This window comes from Streptomyces sp. NPDC055140 (assembly GCF_053607285.1).
On record NZ_JBSGTG010000011.1, the window covers coordinates 8249 to 26183 of the forward strand.

12 protein-coding genes are annotated in these 17935 nt (G+C 70.6%); 7 read left to right on the forward strand and 5 right to left on the reverse strand.

All coding sequences use genetic code 11. The features are described from left to right. Positions 1-145: 145 nt before the first annotated feature. The 4 genes from ACWFR4_RS21670 to ACWFR4_RS21685 all read right to left on the reverse strand — a co-directional run bounded on the left by ACWFR4_RS21670 (position 146) and on the right by ACWFR4_RS21685 (position 8163). A complete protein-coding gene (locus tag ACWFR4_RS21670; protein ID WP_453654049.1) occupies positions 146-1729 on the reverse strand; it encodes a M4 family metallopeptidase in 1584 nt (527 codons plus the stop codon). A gap of 292 nt (positions 1730-2021) precedes the next feature. Next, on the reverse strand, positions 2022-4079 hold the full coding sequence (locus ACWFR4_RS21675; protein WP_453462088.1) for a M4 family metallopeptidase: 2058 nt from the start codon (positions 4077-4079) through the stop codon (positions 2022-2024). Positions 4080-4444: 365 nt separating this feature from the next. Further along, positions 4445-6319, reverse strand: coding sequence for an ABC transporter ATP-binding protein (locus ACWFR4_RS21680; protein ID WP_453462091.1), 1875 nt, complete (start codon positions 6317-6319; stop codon positions 4445-4447). Further along, positions 6316-8163: an ABC transporter ATP-binding protein gene (locus ACWFR4_RS21685; RefSeq protein ID WP_453654051.1), complete on the reverse strand. Its 1848-nt coding sequence runs from the start codon at positions 8161-8163 to the stop codon at positions 6316-6318. The genes ACWFR4_RS21680 and ACWFR4_RS21685 overlap by 4 nt, the downstream gene beginning before the upstream one ends. Positions 8164-8337: 174 nt before the next feature. Here ACWFR4_RS21685 and ACWFR4_RS21690 point away from each other — a divergent pair, with 174 nt between their 5' ends. From ACWFR4_RS21690 to ACWFR4_RS21705, 4 genes are read left to right on the forward strand one after another with little or no spacing between them, the layout of a single operon-like run. Next, the gene (locus ACWFR4_RS21690; protein ID WP_453462097.1) at positions 8338-9276 is read left to right on the forward strand and encodes an ABC transporter ATP-binding protein; all 939 of its coding nucleotides are present in this window, start codon (positions 8338-8340) and stop codon (positions 9274-9276) included. Continuing rightward, positions 9273-10037, forward strand: coding sequence for an ABC transporter permease (locus ACWFR4_RS21695; RefSeq protein ID WP_453654053.1), 765 nt, complete (start codon positions 9273-9275; stop codon positions 10035-10037). Before ACWFR4_RS21690 ends, ACWFR4_RS21695 begins: the two co-directional genes overlap by 4 nt. Before the next feature lie 37 nt (positions 10038-10074). After that, positions 10075-11361, forward strand: coding sequence for a sensor histidine kinase (locus ACWFR4_RS21700; RefSeq protein ID WP_453462103.1), 1287 nt, complete (start codon positions 10075-10077; stop codon positions 11359-11361). Then, positions 11351-11995, forward strand: coding sequence for a response regulator (locus tag ACWFR4_RS21705; RefSeq protein ID WP_453462106.1), 645 nt, complete (start codon positions 11351-11353; stop codon positions 11993-11995). The genes ACWFR4_RS21700 and ACWFR4_RS21705 overlap by 11 nt, the downstream gene beginning before the upstream one ends. Positions 11996-11999: 4 nt before the next feature. On the opposite strand, the gene glgX is transcribed toward ACWFR4_RS21705, so the two are convergent. Next, the gene (glgX, locus tag ACWFR4_RS21710) at positions 12000-14297 is read right to left on the reverse strand and encodes a glycogen debranching protein GlgX (RefSeq protein ID WP_453654055.1); all 2298 of its coding nucleotides are present in this window, start codon (positions 14295-14297) and stop codon (positions 12000-12002) included. Between the two features lie 175 nt (positions 14298-14472). Here glgX and ACWFR4_RS21715 point away from each other — a divergent pair, with 175 nt between their 5' ends. The 3 genes from ACWFR4_RS21715 to ACWFR4_RS21725 all read left to right on the forward strand — a co-directional run bounded on the left by ACWFR4_RS21715 (position 14473) and on the right by ACWFR4_RS21725 (position 17911). After that, positions 14473-15666 (forward strand): Ig-like domain-containing protein, encoded by a 1194-nt coding sequence (locus ACWFR4_RS21715; protein ID WP_453462112.1) that lies wholly within the window; start codon positions 14473-14475, stop codon positions 15664-15666. Between the two features lie 186 nt (positions 15667-15852). After that, entirely contained in the window at positions 15853-17055 is a 1203-nt protein-coding gene (locus ACWFR4_RS21720) for a L,D-transpeptidase (protein ID WP_326711089.1), read from the forward strand. An 88-nt stretch (positions 17056-17143) separates the two neighbouring features. After that, positions 17144-17911, forward strand: coding sequence for an enoyl-CoA hydratase/isomerase family protein (locus ACWFR4_RS21725; protein WP_116509701.1), 768 nt, complete (start codon positions 17144-17146; stop codon positions 17909-17911). Positions 17912-17935: the final 24 nt, after the last annotated feature.

Consider the following 17935-nt stretch of genomic DNA (forward strand, 5'->3'; position numbering starts at 1 on the left):
ATGCCGGCGCCGACGGCACTCATCTTGTGGCGGCTTCGGGACCTTGCCGCGGTGTGCGGGGGGGCTTTTATGGGCGTACTTATCGTTAACTGACATGGGGGGCGGCACCCGACGGCGCCCCCCCACAACTACGGTGCTTCAGGCGTCACTTGACGTTGACCGCGGCCCACGCCCGGTCGACCGCCTTGTACTCCGCCGAGTCGGCGCCGTACAGGTCGGACGCCGCGCTCAGCGTGCCCTTGCGCGCGTTGGCGTAGTCCGTGTTCGTCGTGAAGTACGACGTCAGGGCCTTGAACCAGATCTGCTCGGCCTTGGCGCGGCCGATGCCCGCGGCCGGCTGGCCGTCCGCGGTCGGGGAGTCGTACGAGACCCCGTTGATCTCCTTCTTCCCGCTGCCCTCCGACAGCAGGTAGAAGAAGTGGTTCGCGATGCCCGACGAGTAGTGCACGTCGACGTTGCCCGCGCCGCTCTTCCAGTTGTCCAGGGACGCGCCGTCCTTGCTCGGCTTGTCCATGTAGCGCAGCGGGGAGCCGTCGCCGTTGATGTCGATCTTCTCGCCGATGAGGTAGTCACCGACGTCCTTGGCGTTGTTCGCGTGGAACTCGACCGCGGTGCCGAAGATGTCGGACGTGGCCTCGTTCAGACCGCCGGACTCACCGCTGTAGATGAGGCCAGCGGTCGCCGCGGTGACGCCGTGCGACATCTCGTGGCCCGCCACGTCGATCGACGTCAGGGGCTTCTTGTTGCCCTCGCCGTCGCCGTACGTCATGCAGAAGCAGCTGTCGTCCCAGAACGCGTTGACGTACGCGTTGCCGTAGTGGACCCGCGAGTACGCGCCCTTGCCGTCGCCGTTGATGCCGCTGCGGCCTTGGACGTCCTTGTAGTAGTCCCACGTCACCTGCGCGCCGTAGGCGGCGTCGACCCCGGCCGTGGCCGCGTCGTTGGTGGTGCCGTCGCCCCACTTGTCGTCCGCGTCGGTGAACAGCGTGCCCTTGCCGGACGACCCGTGCTTGAGGTCGTACGTGCTGTGGCCGCCGCGCTCCGCGTCCGTGAGGGCGTACGAGGAGCCGGACTTGGTGGATCCGACCGTCACGCTGCCGCTGTACTGGCTCTCGCCGGCACCGGTGTGGATCGCGTCCCACTCGAAGATCTTCTTGCCGGTCGCGGCGTCCGTGACGACGTGCAGCTTGCGCGGCGTGCCGTCCTTCTGCGTGCCGGTGACGACCTTCTCGTAGGCGAGGCGCGGGGTGCCCGACGCTGCCCAGACCACCTTGCGGGCGCCCTCGGGGGCGGCCTTGAGGGAGGCGGAGGCCGTCGTCACTGCGATTCTCTTCGAGGTCGCGCGGGTGACGCCCTCGGACTTGCCGGCCTTGGACTCGTGGACGACCAGGTCGCCGCCGAGGACCGGGAGTCCGTCGTAGGTGCGCTCGTAGCGGGTGTGCGTCGTGCCGTCGCGGTCCTTGACCACGTCACGGACCGCGAGCTTCTCCTTGGAGCCGAGCTTCAGCTCCTTCGCCGTCTCCGCCTTCTTCGCGTCGGCGTCCTGGAGGAGGCCGGCGCGGGCGGCGCCCGAGAGCTTCATGGGCGCGCCGCCCGGCGTCGCGTCGGCCACGGGCTGCGCGGACGCGCCGGTGGTCATTCCGGCGGTCAGCAGGGCTCCGGCGGCAACGGCGGTGGCTATGGCCAGAGTCGAACGCTTCTTGGCGAAGCGCGATATGTGGGGGGTCACGCAAGCTCCTTGTGTGTGGGGTAAGAGAGCTGTGTGGTGCTGAACTGAATGGTGCTTAGCTGTGTGGTGCGTGTGGTGCGTGGGGGAAGCGTGCCAGTTGAGGCTTGTACATGTCAGGAGGGCGATCACAGGTTGGCCGGAAATCGTCCGTTGAGCGATGTCTCTTGTACGTATTGCGAACGGAACATGAACGGGCGCGCCGTCCCGGGGAGTTCACTCACCCGGGGCGACGCGCCCAGACCGTGCGGGCCGAACAGCTCTCGATCGGCCTTGGGTTACCGCTGCGTGCGGTTTACGGGAAGGTGAGCTTCCAGCTGTTGATGTAGCCGGTGTCCTGCGCGGCCACGTCCTGGACCTTCAGCTTCCAGGTGCCGTTGGCCACCTCGGAGGACGCGTTGACCGTGTAGGTCGCGTTGACGTTGTCCGCCGAGTCGCTGCCGCTGGAGTTCTTCAGGCGGTACGTGGACCCGTCCGGGGCCACCAGGTCGACGACCAGGTCACCGCGCCAGGTGTGCACGATGTCCACGGCGACCGAGAGGTTGCTCGGCGCGTTGCCCGTACGGCCGGTCACGGCGATCGACGAGGTGACCGCAGCGCCGGCGTCCGGTATCGCGACGTCGGTCGTGTTCTCGAACGACGTACCGCCACCGCCGCCACCGGAGCGCGAGCCGACGGCTATGCCGGCCCAGGCGTCCTGCACGGCCTTGTACTCGGTGCTCGTGGTGCCGTAGAGCTCACCGGCGACCGCGAGCGTGCCGGTGCGCGCGGCCGCGTAGTTCGTGGTCGAGGTGAACTTCGTGGTGAGCGCCTTGAACCAGATCAGCTCGGCCTTGGCGCGGCCTATGCCGGTGACTGGAAGACCGTCCGCCGTCGGCGAGTTGTAGCTGACGCCGTTGATGACCTTGGCGCCGCTGCCCTCGCTGAGCAGGTAGAAGAAGTGGTTGGCCGGACCTGACGAGTAGTGCACGTCGAGGCCGCCGAGACCGGAGTACCAGTTGTCCGCGGACCCGCCGTCCTTGCTCGGCTTGTCCATGTAGCGCAGCGGGGTGCCGTCGCCGTTGATGTCGATCTTCTCGCCGATGAGGTAGTCGCCGACGTCGGAGGAGTTGTTGGCGTAGAACTCGACCGCGGTACCGAAGATGTCGGAGGTGGCCTCGTTGAGACCGCCCGACTCGCCGCTGTAGTTGAGACCGGCCGTCGCGGCGGTGACGCCGTGCGTCATCTCGTGGCCCGCCACGTCGATCGACGTCAGCGGGTGCAGGTTGCTGCTGCCGTCGCCGTACGTCATGCAGAAGCAGCTGTCGTCCCAGAACGCGTTGACGTACGCGTTGCCGTAGTGGACCCGCGAGTACGCGGCGACACCGTCGCCGTTGATGCCGGTGCGGCCCTGCACGTTCTTGTAGTAGTCCCAGGTCTCCGCCGCGCCGTAGTGCGCGTCCGCGGCCGCGGTCTCGGTGTTCGAGGCGCTGCCGTTGCCCCACACGTCGTCCGCGCCCGAGTAGAGCGTCCCGGTGCCGGACGAGCCGTGGTTCAGGTTGTACGTCTTGTGCCCGCCGCGCCCGGTGTCGTTGAGCGTGTACGACGATCCGGACAGGGCCGTGCCGAGCGTCACGCTGCCGCTGTACTGCGTGTTGCCCGTGCCGTTCTCGATGCCCTGCCACTCGTACAGCTTCTTGCCGGTCGCAGCGTCGGTGACGACGTGCAGCTGGTTCGGCGTGCCGTCTTCCTGAAGACCGCCGACCACGGTCTCGTACGCGAGGGTCGGCTTGCCCTGCGCCATCCACACGACCTTGCGCGGCGCGCGGTCCGCCCCGGTCTTCTTCGACCCGTCGGCCGCCGCGGCCTTGACCGCCTGCCGCTCCGCGGTGGCCGGCTTGACCGCCGCGGTGGTGGCGACGCCCTTGAGGGCCGACTTCGCGGCGCGCGTCACGCCCTCGGTCTTCCCGGACTTGGCGGTGTCGACGACCATGTCGCCGCCGAGGACGGGCAGTCCGTCGTAGGTGCGCTCGTAGCGGGTGTGCGTCGTGCCGTCACGGTCCTGGAGGACGTCCCGTACGACGAGCTTCTCCTTGGCGCCGAGGCCGAGGTCCTTGGCGGTGTCCGCCTTGGTGGAGTTGGCCTCGCGCAGCAGCTCCGCGCGCTTGGCGGGGGAGAGCTTCACGGGGAGGGCGCCGGGGTCGGCGCCCTTCGCGACGGCCTTGGCGGCCGCCGCGGCCGGCTGGACGTCCGCCGAGGCCGTGGCGCCCGCCTGGACGGCGCCGGCGAGCAGGGCGGTGGCTGCCGCGAGCGCGCCGTAGGCGGTCGCTCGCTTGCGGGAGGCGGATCTGTGGGAGGTGTCGGACGATCTCAAGGCTGACTCCTTCTGCGGGCCGCGGATCGCACGGCCGGGGAAGACCGGACGGCGAATGACCGTCCGGGCAGAACAAGGCAGAACAAGGCAGAGCAGCGCTGTGCAGGGCGGTGCGAGGTGGAACTGCGAAGCCGGGCACAACTGGGCACATCTGGGCACAACAGGTCGTGCTGCAGTTCACGAACGGGACTCGCCAGTTCGGCTGTGGGACAGCTGAGCGAGGCCGAGGGAAGAGTGGCAGCAGAGAGCGTTGTCTGTCAGGAGCGCGTCATTATGTTGGCCGGAAATGGTTCGTTGCCCGGATGTTCACGTTCGATATACGGAGCTGTCGCCCGGGCGCGGAGGGGTCGCGTCCGGGCCGCGGCTCAGCCGACCACGCTCTCCCGCCAGGCACGATGCAGATCGGCGAACGCTCCTGTACCGCAGATCAGTTGGTCCGGTGTGCCGTCCTCGGCGATCCGCCCGTGTTCCATGACCAGAACGCGGTCGGCGATCTCCACCGTCGACAGCCGGTGCGCGATGACGACCGCGGTACGGCCGCGCAGCACCGTGTGCATCGCGCGCTGCACCGCCCGCTCGCCGGGGATGTCCAGAGAGCTCGTCGCCTCGTCGAGGATCAGGACCGCCGGGTCGGCGAGCAGCGCGCGTGCGAACGCGACCAGCTGTCGTTGCCCGGCCGAAATTCGACCCCCGCGTTTGCGCACATCCGTGTCGTAGCCGTCGGGGAGTGCCGTGATGAAGTCATGCGCGCCGATCGCCTTCGCCGCGCGCTCGATCTCCTCGCGGCTCGCCTCGGGCCGGCCGATCGCGATGTTCTCGGCGACCGTGCCGGAGAACAGGAACGCCTCCTGCGTCACCATCACCACACCCCGCCGCAGCTCGGCCGTGCCCAGGTCGCGCAGGTCGACGCCGTCGAGCAGGACCCGGCCCGCCGAGGGGTCGTAGAAGCGGGCCAGGAGCTTGGCCAGCGTCGACTTCCCGGCGCCCGTGGAGCCGACCACGGCGACCGTCTGTCCCGCGGGCAGCGTGAGGTCGAAGCGGGGGAGCACCTCGCCGCCTGTGCGGTAGCCGAAGGAGACCTGGTCGAAGACGACCTCGCGGCCGGGACGGTCGTCGGCGAGCTCGGGCAGATCGCGCGGCGACGACGGCTCCGGCACGGTCGGCGTCTGGTGCAGCAGCCCCGCGATCTTCCGTAGTGAAGCAGCCGCGGACTCATAGGAGTTGAGGAACATCGCGAGCCGGTCGATGGGGTCGTACAGACGGCGGATGAACAGCACGGCGGCCGCCAGGACGCCCAGTTCGAGTGTGCCGTCGGCGACACGGTAGGCGCCCCACAGGACCATTCCGGCCACCGCGGTGTTCGCGAGGAGGCGGGAGCCGACGACGTAGCGCGCCATCTCGAGCATCGCGTCACCGTTGACCCGCTCGTGACGGTGGTTCAGCCCGGCGAAGTCCGCGTCGTTGGCGCGCTCGCGGCGGAAGGCGCGCACCGGCCTGATCCCGTTCATCGTCTCGGCGAACTTCACGATGACGCGCGCGATCGCCGACGACCGCTCCGCGTACACCCGGGCCGCGCGCCGCCGGTACAGCTGGATGAGGACGGCGAGCGGCAGGAACGACAGGGCGGCCACGGCGCCGATGCCGACGTCGAGCCAGAGCAGCATCGCCGTGATGTACACGGAGGCCAGGATGATGTTGATGAGTTCCTGGAGCCCCTCGGCGAGCAGCTCGCGCAGGGACTCGACGTCCGTCGTCGCGCGGGAGATGAGCCGCCCGGACGTGTAACGGTCGTGGAAGTCGACGCTGAGTGCCTGCGCGTGCCGGAAGATCCGGCCGCGCAGATCGAGCAGCACGTTCTGGTTCACCCGCGCCGACACCTGCACGAACGCGAACTGGAAGAGGCTGGAGCAGGACGCCGCCAGGAGATAGCCGACCGCCACCGCGATCAGCGGACCGTGGTCACTCGCGCGGAAGGCGGGCACCGCGCTGTCGATGGCGTACGCGACGAGCAGCGGCCCCGCCTGCACGGCGGCCTGCTGGAGCAGCAGACACAGCACGGCCAGCCACACCGTGCGCCGGCTCGGCGCGAGCAGGGAGCGCAGCAACGCGCCGGTCGCGCCCTTGGGGGTGGGCAGGTCGTCCTGGTCGAAGGGGTCGCCGGGGGAGGGGGGCCGCAGTTCCTCGCCGTCCTCGGCGGCCGGATCCTGCGGCGTACGGTCCGGCTTGGTCGTCGTGGTCATCGCGTGCCCTTCCCCTCCGGCCCGTGTGGCCCGTCGTCTTCCTTCTCCAGGTCCGCACCGGACATGAGATGCCGGTACTCGGCGTTCGCGCGCAGCAGTTCCTGGTGCGTGCCCACGGCGGTGATCCGCCCGCCCGACAGGAGGGCGACGCGGTCGGCGAGCAGCACCGTCGACGGCCGGTGCGCGACGACGAGCGCCGTGCTCGCGGCGAGCACCTCCCGCAGGGCCGCCTCCACCAGGGCCTCCGTGTGCACGTCGAGCGCGGACAGCGGATCGTCGAGCACGAGGAAGCGCGGGCTCCCCACGACCGCGCGGGCGAGCGCGAGCCGCTGCCGCTGCCCGCCGGAGAGACTGAGCCCCTGCTCGCCGACCTGCGTACCGGCCGCGTCCGGCAGCGCCTTCACGAACCCGGCCTGCGCGACGCCGAGCGCCCGGTCGAGCTGCGCGGCGTCCGCTTCGACCGCACCCATCAGCACGTTCTCCGCGACGGAGGCCGAGAACAGCGTCGGCTCCTCGAAGGCCACGGAGACGAGGGTGCGCAACTCCTCGCGCTCCATGGATCCGATGTCCCGCCCGTCGAGCGTGATCCGCCCGCCGGTGAGCTCGTGCAGCCGGGGCACGAGCGCGGTCAGGGTCGTCTTGCCGCTGCCGGTCGCCCCGACGAGCGCCATGGTCTCCCCGGACCGCACATGCAGATCGATCCGCTCCAGGACGGGCTCGGACGCGTCGGGTGCGTCCGGGTACCGGAAGCGGACCCCTTCGAACCGCAGCCCGCCCGCACCGTCTTCCGCCGCGGGGGCGCCTGCTGCCGGGACCCCCTCGCTCTCCTCCGGCTCGTCCATGACCTCGAAGAACCGCCGGGTCGCCGTCGCCGCCTCCTGGCTCATGGCGAGCAGGAACCCGATCGAGTCGATCGGCCAGCGCAGGGCGAGGGCCGTGGACAGGAAGGCCACCAGCGTCCCCGCGGACAGCTTCCCGTCCGCGACCTGCACGGACCCGAGCACCAGCGCGGCCCCGAGCGCCATCTCCGGCAGCAACGTGATGACGCCGAGGATCCCCGCGAGCAGCCGGGCCTTGGTGAGCTCGGTCCCGCGCAGCGTGCCCGACAGGTCGCGGAAGGCCCGCGCCTGGCTGCGGTGCCGCCCGAACCCCTTGATGATCCGGATCCCGAGCACGGACTCCTCGACCACCGTGGTCAGATCCCCGACCTGGTCCTGGGCGCGGCGCGCGGCCGACGCGTACCTCGACTCGAAGCGGTAGCAGAGCACCATCAGCGGCAGCGCGGGCGCCAGCAGGACAAGGCCGAGCCCCCAGTCCTGCGCGATGAGCAGCACGAACCCGGCGACGATCGTCACGCCGTTGACGATCAGGAACGTCAGCGGAAAGGCCAGGAACATGCGTACGACCATGAGGTCGGTCGTCCCGCGTGACAGCAACTGGCCCGAGGCCCACCGGTCGTGGAACGCGACGGGCAGCCGCTGGAGATGCCGGTACAGATCCCCCCGCATGGCCGCCTCGACGCTCGCCAGCGGCCGCGCCACCAGCCACCGTCTCAGCCCGAAGAGCAGCGCCTCGGTGACCCCGAGCGCCAGCAGCATGCCCGCGCCCAGCCACACCCCGCCCGGGTCGTGGTCCGTGACCGGCCCGTCCACGAGCCACTTCAGGACGATGGGGAAGACGAGTGACAGACAGGAGGCGAGCACGGCGACCGTCGCCGCCCCGGCCCAGCGCGCCCGCACCGGCCTTACGTACGGCCACAGGCGCAGCAGCGTGCGCACGGCGGACCGGTCTGCCGCCGGGACGAGTCGGTCGGGGTCCGTGGCCGGTGCATGTGTAGTGGGCATCAGGAGTGAGACTACGGATCGGCACTGACAACGCCCACCGGGTTTCCGGCGAATCCGCCCCCGCGCCATGGCCCGCCCCGCAGGGGCCGTAGCGCCGTATCAACCGATCGGCTGATGCCCTTTCGAGCGCGATGGGCGATGCCGCCAAGGGGCCCGCGCGGGGATTCTCGGAGCATGACGACGACACACAGCGCAGCACGGGGCGGCAGGCCCCTGATCGAGGTCGCCGGGCTCCGCAAGGTCTACGCCGGGCGGGCCGTCGTCGACGACCTCTCGTTCACCGTCGGGGAGGGCGAGATCTTCGGCATCCTCGGCCCGAACGGTGCAGGCAAGACGACCGCGGTCGAATGCGTCGAGGGGCTGCGCGTCCCCGACGCCGGCCGCGTCCGCGTCGCGGGCCTCGACCCCGTCGCCGACCACGACCGCGTCACCGAAATCCTCGGCGCCCAGCTCCAGGAGAGCGAACTCCAGCCGAAACTCACCGTCCGCGAGGCGCTCGAACTGTACGCGGCGTTCTACCCGAACCCGGCCGACTGGCGGCCCCTGGCCGAGCGCCTGCGCCTCACGGACAAGCTCGGCACCCGGTTCGCGAAGCTCAGCGGCGGCCAGAAGCAGCGCCTGTTCATCGCGCTCGCGCTGATCGGGAACCCGCGGGTCGTCGTCCTCGACGAGCTGACCACCGGCCTCGACCCGCGCGCGCGCCGCGACACCTGGCAACTCATCGAGGACGTCCGCGACAGTGGCGTCACCGTCCTGCTCGTCACGCACTTCATGGAGGAGGCACAGCGCCTCTGCGACCGGATCGCCGTGATCGACAAGGGCCGGATCGCCGCGCTCGACACCCCGGCGGGCCTCATCAGCAGGTCCTCGGCGTCCACCGTCATGTCGTTCACCCCGTCCGCGCCCCTCGACGAAGAGGCGCTGCGGGGCCTGCCCGCGCTCGTGTCCGTGGAACACCGGGACGGCCGCGTCACCCTGGGCGGCACCGACGAGACGGTCAACGCCGTCATCACGCTGCTCGCCCGCCACCACATCACGGCCCACCAACTCCGCGTGTCCGACGCCACGTTGGACGACGCGTTCCTGGACCTGACGGGAGCCACCCAGTCATGAGCACCGCGACCCCGACCCGTACGTCGCCCAACCGCGCCGTCCTGCGCACCGAGGCCCGGCTCTTCGGACGCGAGCCCGCCGGCCTCTTCTGGATCGTCGTCTTCCCGACGATCCTGCTCGTCATCCTCGGCTCCATCCCCTCCTTCCGCGAGGCCGACAAGTCCCTCGGCGGCATCCGCCTCGTCGACGCGTACGTCCCCGTGACCGTGCTGCTCTCCATGATCATGTCGGGCCTGCAGTCCATGCCTCCCGTCATCACCGGCTACCGCGAGCGCGGAATCCTGCGCCGCATGTCGACGACGCCGGTACGCCCCGCGGCGCTGCTCGGCGCGCAGATGGGCATTCACGGCGTCGCCGCGCTCTGCTCGGCGGTCCTCTCGCTCGCGGTGGGCCGCATCGCCTACGACGTACCGCTGCCGAGGCAGGCCGCCGGCTATCTGCTGGCCCTCGTGCTCGCGGTCCTCGTCGCGCTGGCGCTCGGCGCGCTCGTGTCGGCCCTGTCGCGCACGACGAAGATCTCCAACGCGATCGGCTCGGTCGTCTTCTTCCCGATGATGTTCTGCGCGGGCGTCTGGCTGCCGGTGCAGGCGATGCCCGACGCGCTCGCGCACATCGTCGAGTACACGCCCTTCGGCGCCGCCGCCCAGGCGCTCGGCCAGGCCGCGGCGGGCGACTGGCCGGCCTGGTCCCACCTGGGTGTCCTCGCCCTGTGGACCGTGCTCCTGTCGGCGGGCGCGTCCCGCTGGTTCCGCTGGGAGTGACGCGATGAGTGTGGCGGCAGCCGTGCAGACTGGGTGCATGACGACGGAGACGGACCGCAGCAGCGCCGCGGCGGAGGCGGCCCTGACGGTCGAGGAGCGCTGGGCGAACTTCCACCGCTACGGCCCCTTCGGCCTGCTCGGTATCGGCCTCGTGATGTCCGTCGCCACATCCGACGTCGTCGGCATGGACCGGTCCGACTGGTACGTGGTCGGATCGCTGTCCTTCGCCGCGTTCCTCCTTCAGCTGTGGTGGGTCCGGGCGATGCGCACCCGGCCGGGCCCCTCCGGCGCCGGCATCTTCAACTACTGGGTCCGCTGGGCGATCAGCTTCGTCGTCGCCTGGATCAATCCGTTCTTCGCGTTCTACGGGGCCTGCGGCTACTTCGACGTCGAGCGGCTCCTGCCGCGCCGCATGGTCAGGCCGGGAGTGTTCGCGGCGGTCGTCGTCGTGGCGGGTTCCCAGTCAGGCGGCCTGCCGCCGAAGGGCCCGCTCGGCTGGATCGTGTTCGGCGGGCTCCTGGCCGTCAACGTGGTCCTGGCCGGGATCATGGGCCACCTGAACGCCAAGGAGAACGAGCGGGCCCGCGTCCAGGCCGCGACCATCGCCGAACTGGAGAACACGAACAAGGCCCTCCAGGACGCCATGGACGAGAACGCCGCCCTGCACACCCAACTCCTCCTCCAGGCAAGGGAAGCCGGTGTCGCCGACGAGCGCCGCCGCCTCGCCGCCGAGATCCACGACACCATCGCGCAGGGCCTGACCGGGATCATCGCCCAGCTCCAGGTCGTCGCGGGCACCGCCGACCCGGCGCAGGCCCGCCAGCACCTCGACCGGGCCGCCGACCTCGCCCGGCACAGCCTCGGCGAGGCCCGCCGCTCCGTGCACAACCTCTCCCCGGCGGCCCTGGAGAACGCCTCCCTGTCCGAGGCGCTGAAGAAGACCGTCACCGAGTGGTCCCGGCGCACCGGCGTACGCGCCGAGTTCACCGTCACCGGCACCACCGAGCAGCTGCACGACGAGATCGAGGCGACCCTCCTGCGCATCGCCGAGGAGGCGCTGTCGAACGCGGCCCGGCACGCCCACGCCGGACGGCTCGGCGTCACGCTCTCCTACATGGCGGGCGAGGTCACCCTCGACGTACGCGACGACGGCCGCGGCTTCGACCCTCTGGAGCTGCCCGCCCGCACCGGCACCGGCGGGTTCGGCCTCGACGGGATGCGGGCCAGGGCCGAACGCATCGCGGGCGCACTGACGGTGGAGTCGGAGCCCGGCGGCGGCACGGCCGTCTCGGCTCGCGTACCGTTGGTCCGCCATGACCAGTGACTCCCTCATCTCCCTGCTGATCGTCGACGACCACCCCGTCGTACGGGACGGCCTGCGCGGCATGTTCGAGTCGGCCGGTGACTTCACGGTCCTCGGCGAGGCGTCGAACGGCGTCGAGGCCGTCGAACTGGCCGCCCGCCTCGACCCGGACGTCGTCCTCATGGACCTGCGCATGCCGGGCGGGAACGGCGTCGACGCCATCAAGGAACTCACCCGCCGAGGCGCCCGCTCCCGCGTCCTCGTCCTGACCACGTACGACACGGACTCGGACACGCTGCCCGCGATCGAGGCGGGCGCCACCGGCTACCTCCTCAAGGACGCCCCGCGCGAGGAGCTGTTCACGGCCGTACGCGCCGCCGCCGACGGCCGCACCGTGCTGTCCCCGGCGGTCGCCTCCCGCCTGGTCACCGCGGTCCGCACCCCGGCCGCCCCCGCCGACGAACCCCTCTCGGCCCGGGAGCGCGAGGTCCTCGCCCTGGTCGCCAAGGGCACGTCGAACAAGGAGATCGCCCGCGTCCTGTTCATCAGCGAGGCGACGGTGAAGACCCATCTCACCCATGTCTACGGCAAGTTGGGCGTGAAGGATCGCGCGGCGGCGGTCGCCGTGGCGTACGACCGGAAGATCCTCGGCTAGAGGTTCAGCCCTCCCTGTTGTCCGAGGGGAGCACCCGCAGCAGCAGGACCGTCCGGCCCGGCACGGTGATGACCGCCCCCGCCGCGTGCGTCACCGCCGGTGCGTCCTGCTGCTCCTCCAGCGATGTGTCCACCACGACCTCGTACGCCCGTGCCCACGGTCCGCCGGGCAGGACACAGCTCTCCGGCCGGTCCCCCGCGTGCAGGACCGCGAGGAAGCTGTCGTCCGTCACGGGCGCGCCCAGGGCGTCGCGGCCCGGGATGTCGCGCCCGGAGAGGTACATCCCGAGCGTGGCCGCGGGCGCGTACCAGTCCCGCTCCGTCATCTCCGTGCCGCCGGCCGTGAACCACGCCAGGTCCCGCAGCCCGTCCGCCGAGTGCGCGCGCCCCGAGAAGAACGCGCGCCGCCGCAGCACCGGATGTGCGTGCCGCAGTGCGATCAGCCGCGACGTGAGGTCGAACAGGGCCCGCCAGCCCGGCTCTTCGAGGAGCGACCAGTCCACCCAGCTGATCTCGTTGTCCTGGCAGTACGCGTTGTTGTTGCCGCGCTGCGTGCGCCCCAGCTCGTCACCGGCGACGAGCATGGGCACCCCGGTGGACAGCAGCAGCGTCGTCACCAGATTTCTCAACTGCCGCCTGCGCAGGGCGAGTACGCCCTCGTCCGCCGTCTCGCCCTCCGCGCCGCAGTTCCAGGCCCGGTTGTCGTCGGTGCCGTCGCGGTTGCCCTCGCCGTTGGCCTCGTTGTGCTTGCGGCCGTACGACACCAGGTCGCGCAGCGTGAACCCGTCGTGGGCGGTGACGAAGTTGACCGACGCGTACGGGCGGCGCCCGCCCCACGCGTACAGGTCACTCGACCCGGACAGGCGGTAGCCCAGGTCCCGTACATCGGGCAGGGCGCCGCGCCAGAAGTCCCGTACGGCATTGCGGTAGCGGTCGTTCCACTCGGTCCACAGGGGCGGGAAGGCGCCGACCTGATAGCCGCCCGAGCCCACGTCCCAGGGCTCCGCGATCAGCTTCACCCGCCGCAGGACCGGGTCCTGCGCTATCACCGCGAGGAACGGCGACAGCATGTCCACGTCGTGCATCGAGCGGGCGAGCGCCGCCGCCAGGTCGAAGCGGAAGCCGTCCACTCCCATCTCCGTCACCCAGTAGCGCAGGGAGTCGGTGAGCAGACGCAGCACGTGCGGCTGCACGACATGCAGGGTGTTGCCGCAGCCCGTGTAGTCCGCGTACCGGCGCGCGTCGTCCTGGAGGCGGTAGTAGCCGCGGTTGTCGATGCCCTTCAGGGACAGCGTCGGGCCGAACTCGCCCGCCTCCGCCGTGTGGTTGTAGACCACGTCGAGGATGACCTCGATGCCGGCCTCGTGCAGCGCCCGCACCATCCGCTTGAACTCGCCGACCTGGTGCCCGCCCGTCCCCGACGCCGCGTACGCCGCGTGCGGGGCGAAGTAGCCGATGGAGTTGTAACCCCAGTAGTTGCGCAGGCCCCGCCTGAGCAGGTGGTCCTCGTGGGCGAACTGGTGCACGGGAAGCAGCTCGACCGCCGTCACGCCCAGCTTCACCAGATGCTCCACGGCCGCGGGATGCGCGAGCCCCGCGTACGTCCCCCGCAGTTCCTCGGGGATCCCCGGGTGCCGCTGGGTGAACCCCTTCACATGCAGTTCGTAGATCACCGAGTCCGCCCACGGCGTCTTCGGCCGCCGGTCGTCCGCCCACTCGTCGTCGGGTGCGTCGTCGTGCACGACCACCCCCTTGGGGACGTACGGGGCCGAGTCCCGGTCGTCGCGCACGGTGTCGGCCACATGCTGCTCGGGCCAGTCGCGCACATGGCCGTAGACCTCGGGCGGCAGCACGAAGTCCCCGTCCACGGCCCGCGCGTACGGATCGAGGAGCAGCTTCGCCGGGTTCCAGCGTGCGCCCGTCCACGGGTCCCAGCGGCCGTGCACCCGGAACCCGTACCGCTGCCCCGGCAGCACATCCGGTACGAAGCCGTGCCAGATCTCGTGCGTCAGCTCGGTCAGCGGGGCGCGCCGCTCACGGCCCGCGTCGTCGAAGAGGCAGAGGTCGACCGACTCCGCGCCGCCCGCCCAGAGCGCGAAGTTGGTGCCCGCCGTGCCGTCCGGCCCGACCCGGAAGCGCGCGCCCAGCGGGGTCGGCGCGCCCGGCCACACCGGCTCGACGGGCGGCGGCCTCTCTCTCGTTCGGCGGCCCTTCCGTCCGGTCGCGGAGCGCGCCTGCGGAAGCCCCGCGGGCCGTTCCACCAGGGCATCCTGTGGTGCCTCCTGCTCGGGTGCGCTCGCCACCTGTCATGCCTCCCGCGGCTCGGTCGGGCCGGCGCCACCGGCAGGGGAAGGGCGTGCGGCGTCCCGGCCGCGGCTCCCCGTCGCGTCGTCCTCCCCAGTGTTCTGCCCAGAGCTTGGGTCGCACTCACGTTTCCCCGGCGGGGTGACGGTCGTTGATCAGGGTGTGAGAACACCTGTGAGAAACGCAGGGGCCACGCTGGCCGCCGTACTGACCTGGGCGGTGGTGCTGACCGGAGTCACCGGATGCACCGCCGCGGAAGATCTGTTCGGCAAGCCGCGATCCCCCGAGGAAGCGATCAAGGTCGTCCCGGCCGACGGGACCAAGAACGTACCGGCCGACCGGCCGATCGAGGTGAAGGTGCCGGACGGGCGCCTGCAATCGGTCAAGGTCGTGAAGCTCCAGGACGGACAGGAGGTCCCGGTCCGCGGCCGGATCGACGACGACGGCACGCGATGGCGGCCGACCGGCGAACGGCGGCTCTCCCTCGCCGCCAAGTACACCGTGGACGTGATCGCGCGCGACGGGGACGGTCACCGCTCCGCCCGCCACACCACCTTCACGACGTCCGTCCCCCCAAAGCGGTTCGTCGGCTACGTCACGCCGGAGGACCGGTCCACCGTCGGCACCGGAATGATCGTTTCACTCCAGTTCAACAGGAACATCGAGAACCGGGCCGGCGTCGAACGCGCCATCCACATCACGACGAAGCCCGCCGTGGACGTCGCCCCGCACTGGTTCGGCAAGACCCGCCTCGACTTCCGGCCGCGCGAGTACTGGAAGCCGGGCACGGAGGTCACCGTCGACCTGGGGCTGCGCGACGTGCAGTCGACCCCCGGTGTGTACGGCGTGCAGAACAAGAAGATCGCCTTCACCATCGGTCGCAGCCAGGTCAGCCTGGTGGACGCGGCCGAACACACCATGGAGGTACGCCGCGACGGCGAACTCGTCGACACCATCCCCATCACCGCCGGGGCGGCCAAGACCCCCACGTACAACGGGAAGATGGTCGTCAGCGAGATGCTCGAGATGACCCGGATGGACAGCCGCACCGTCGGGTTCGGCGGTGAGTACAACGTCCCCGACGTGCCGCACGCCATCCGGCTGACGTCGTCCGGAACGTTCCTGCACGGCAACTACTGGACATCGGACGCCTTCGGAGACCGCAACATCAGCCACGGCTGCATCGGGCTGGCCGATGCCAGGGGCGGCAGCTCGGATTCGCCCGCGGGTTGGTTCTTCGACCGCACCCTCGTCGGCGACGTCATCGATGTGGTCAACAGCAAGGACAAGGTAGTCGCACCCGACAACGGCCTCAGCGGCTGGAACATGACCTGGAAGGACTGGAAGGCGGGCGCTGCCAAGCACTGACCCCCGCGGCCGGCCGGCCCGGCCCATGCCTCACCCCACGCCCCGTCAAAGCCGGACCAGTTGGGACTGAACGGTGACATACCTGGGGATCCATAACCGCAGGTCGTGTGGTTATCTGTCGCAGTGCGCGCTAGGACAGCGCTGGGGTGCGGGCCTGACCGGCCTTGCGCGAGGGGAGACAAGATCGTGAACGGGCGACGACCGATATCGGGGGCTCTGCTGGGGGCCGCTCTGCTGCTGGCCACGGCTTGCGGCGGAGGGGGCGGCGGCTCCGGTGCGGGGAGTGACGGCAAGGGCGGCGACTCGGGGAAGGCGGACACCAACAAGCCGTCCCAGGCCGTCGTCACCATCGCCCCGAAGGACGGCGCGGACGGCGTGGCCACCAGCGGAGACCTCCGGATCACCGCCGACAAGGGCAAGTTGACCGAGGTGAAGGTCGCCGACACCAAGGGCAACCCGGTCGAGGGAAAGATCGTGGACGGCGGTGCCGGCTGGACGCCCGCTCACCACCTGGCCGCCTCCACCAAGTACAAGGTGCACGCGGTCGCCAAGGACTCCGAGGGCCGCGCGTCCGCGAAGGACGTCGCGTTCACGACGCTGGTCCCGAAGAACACGTTCGTCGGCCAGTTCACGCCGGAGGACGGCTCGAAGGTCGGCGTCGGCATGCCGTTCTCGGTCCACTTCACGCGGGGCATCACGCACCCGGAGGACGTGGAAAAGGCCATCGAGATCAAGACGGAGCCGTCCGTGCCGGTCGAGGGCCACTGGTTCGGCAACGACCGCCTCGACTTCCGCCCCGAGAAGTACTGGGCCGCGGGCACCAAGGTGACCGTCAAGCTCAACCTCGACGGCGTCGAGGGCCGGCCCGGCGTCTACGGCAAGCAGGCCAAGACCGTGAAGTTCACGATCGGCCGCAGCCAGGTCTCCACGGTCGACGCCAAGACGCACATGATGACCGTGAAGCGCGACGGCAAGACCATCAAGAAGGTCCCGATCACCACGGGCAAGCCGGGCTACTCCACGTGGAACGGCCAGATGGTCATCAGCGAGAAGCTCACCGTGACCCGTATGAACGGCGAAACGGTGGGCTACGGCGGCGAGTACGACATCAAGGACGTGCCGCACGCGATGCGCCTGACGACGTCCGGCACGTTCATCCACGGCAACTACTGGGGCGGCGGCGCCTTCGGCAACTACAACGCCAGCCACGGCTGCGTGGGCCTGCGCGACGTGCGCGGCGGCTACGACAGCAAGGTGCCCGCGGCCTGGTTCTTCAACAGCTCGATGATCGGTGACGTCGTCGAGGTGAAGAACTCGCAGGACCGGACGGTGGCCCCGGACAACGGCTTCAACGGCTGGAACATGTCCTGGGAGAAGTGGAAGGCCTGACCCCCTTCCGTCCCTGAGCGAAGAGGCCCGGCGCACTGTGACCAAGTGCACCGGGCCTCTCCCGTTAACGCGCACTAACCTGCTGTCCATGACTGCCTACCTCGAAGTCGCCGAAGGCGTCGGCACGATCCGGCTCGACCGGCCGCCGATGAACGCTCTGGACATCGCCACCCAGGACCGCATCAAGGAGCTCGCCGAGGAGGCCTCGCGCCGCGACGACGTGCGCGCCGTGGTCGTCCGCGGCAGCGACAAGGCGTTCGCCGCGGGCGCGGACATCAAAGAGATGCAGGCCATGGACCACGCGGCCATGATCGTGCGCTCCCGCGCCCTGCAGGACTCGTTCACGGCCGTCGCGCGCATCCCCAAGCCGGTCGTCGCCGCGGTCACCGGCTACGCGCTCGGTGGCGGCTGCGAGCTCGCGCTGTGCGCCGACTTCCGCATCGCCGCCGACGACGCCCGGCTCGGCCAGCCCGAGATCCTGCTCGGCCTGATCCCCGGCGCGGGCGGCACGCAGCGCCTCGCGCGCCTGGTCGGCCCCTCCAAGGCGAAGGACCTCATCTTCACCGGCCGCCATGTGAAGGCCGAAGAGGCCCTCGCCATCGGCCTGGTGGACCGGGTCGTGCCCGCCGCAGAGGTCTACGAGCAGGCGCACGCCTGGGCCGCGAAGCTGGCGCAGGGGCCGGCGCTCGCGCTGCGCGCCGCGAAGGAGTCCATCGACGTGGGCCTGGAGACGGACATCGACACCGGTCTCGCGGTCGAGCGGAACTGGTTCGCGGGCCTGTTCGCCACCGAGGACCGCGAGCGCGGCATGCGGAGCTTCGTCGAAGAGGGCCCGGGCAAGGCCAAGTTCCTCTAGCCGGTTCGCCGGTGCGCCCGGCGC

Bases quoted from the DNA above. Each gene is read 5' to 3' on its own strand.
- ACWFR4_RS21680 (WP_453462091.1), bottom strand. From the start codon at position 6,319: ATGACCACGACGACCAAGCCGGACCGTACGCCGCAGGATCCGGCCGCC.
- ACWFR4_RS21685 (WP_453654051.1), bottom strand. From the start codon at position 8,163: ATGCCCACTACACATGCACCGGCCACGGACCCCGACCGACTCGTCCCG.
- ACWFR4_RS21690 (WP_453462097.1), top strand. From the start codon at position 8,338: ATGACGACGACACACAGCGCAGCACGGGGCGGCAGGCCCCTGATCGAG.
- ACWFR4_RS21695 (WP_453654053.1), top strand. From the start codon at position 9,273: ATGAGCACCGCGACCCCGACCCGTACGTCGCCCAACCGCGCCGTCCTG.
- ACWFR4_RS21700 (WP_453462103.1), top strand. From the start codon at position 10,075: ATGACGACGGAGACGGACCGCAGCAGCGCCGCGGCGGAGGCGGCCCTG.
- ACWFR4_RS21705 (WP_453462106.1), top strand. From the start codon at position 11,351: ATGACCAGTGACTCCCTCATCTCCCTGCTGATCGTCGACGACCACCCC.
- ACWFR4_RS21725 (WP_116509701.1), top strand. From the start codon at position 17,144: ATGACTGCCTACCTCGAAGTCGCCGAAGGCGTCGGCACGATCCGGCTC.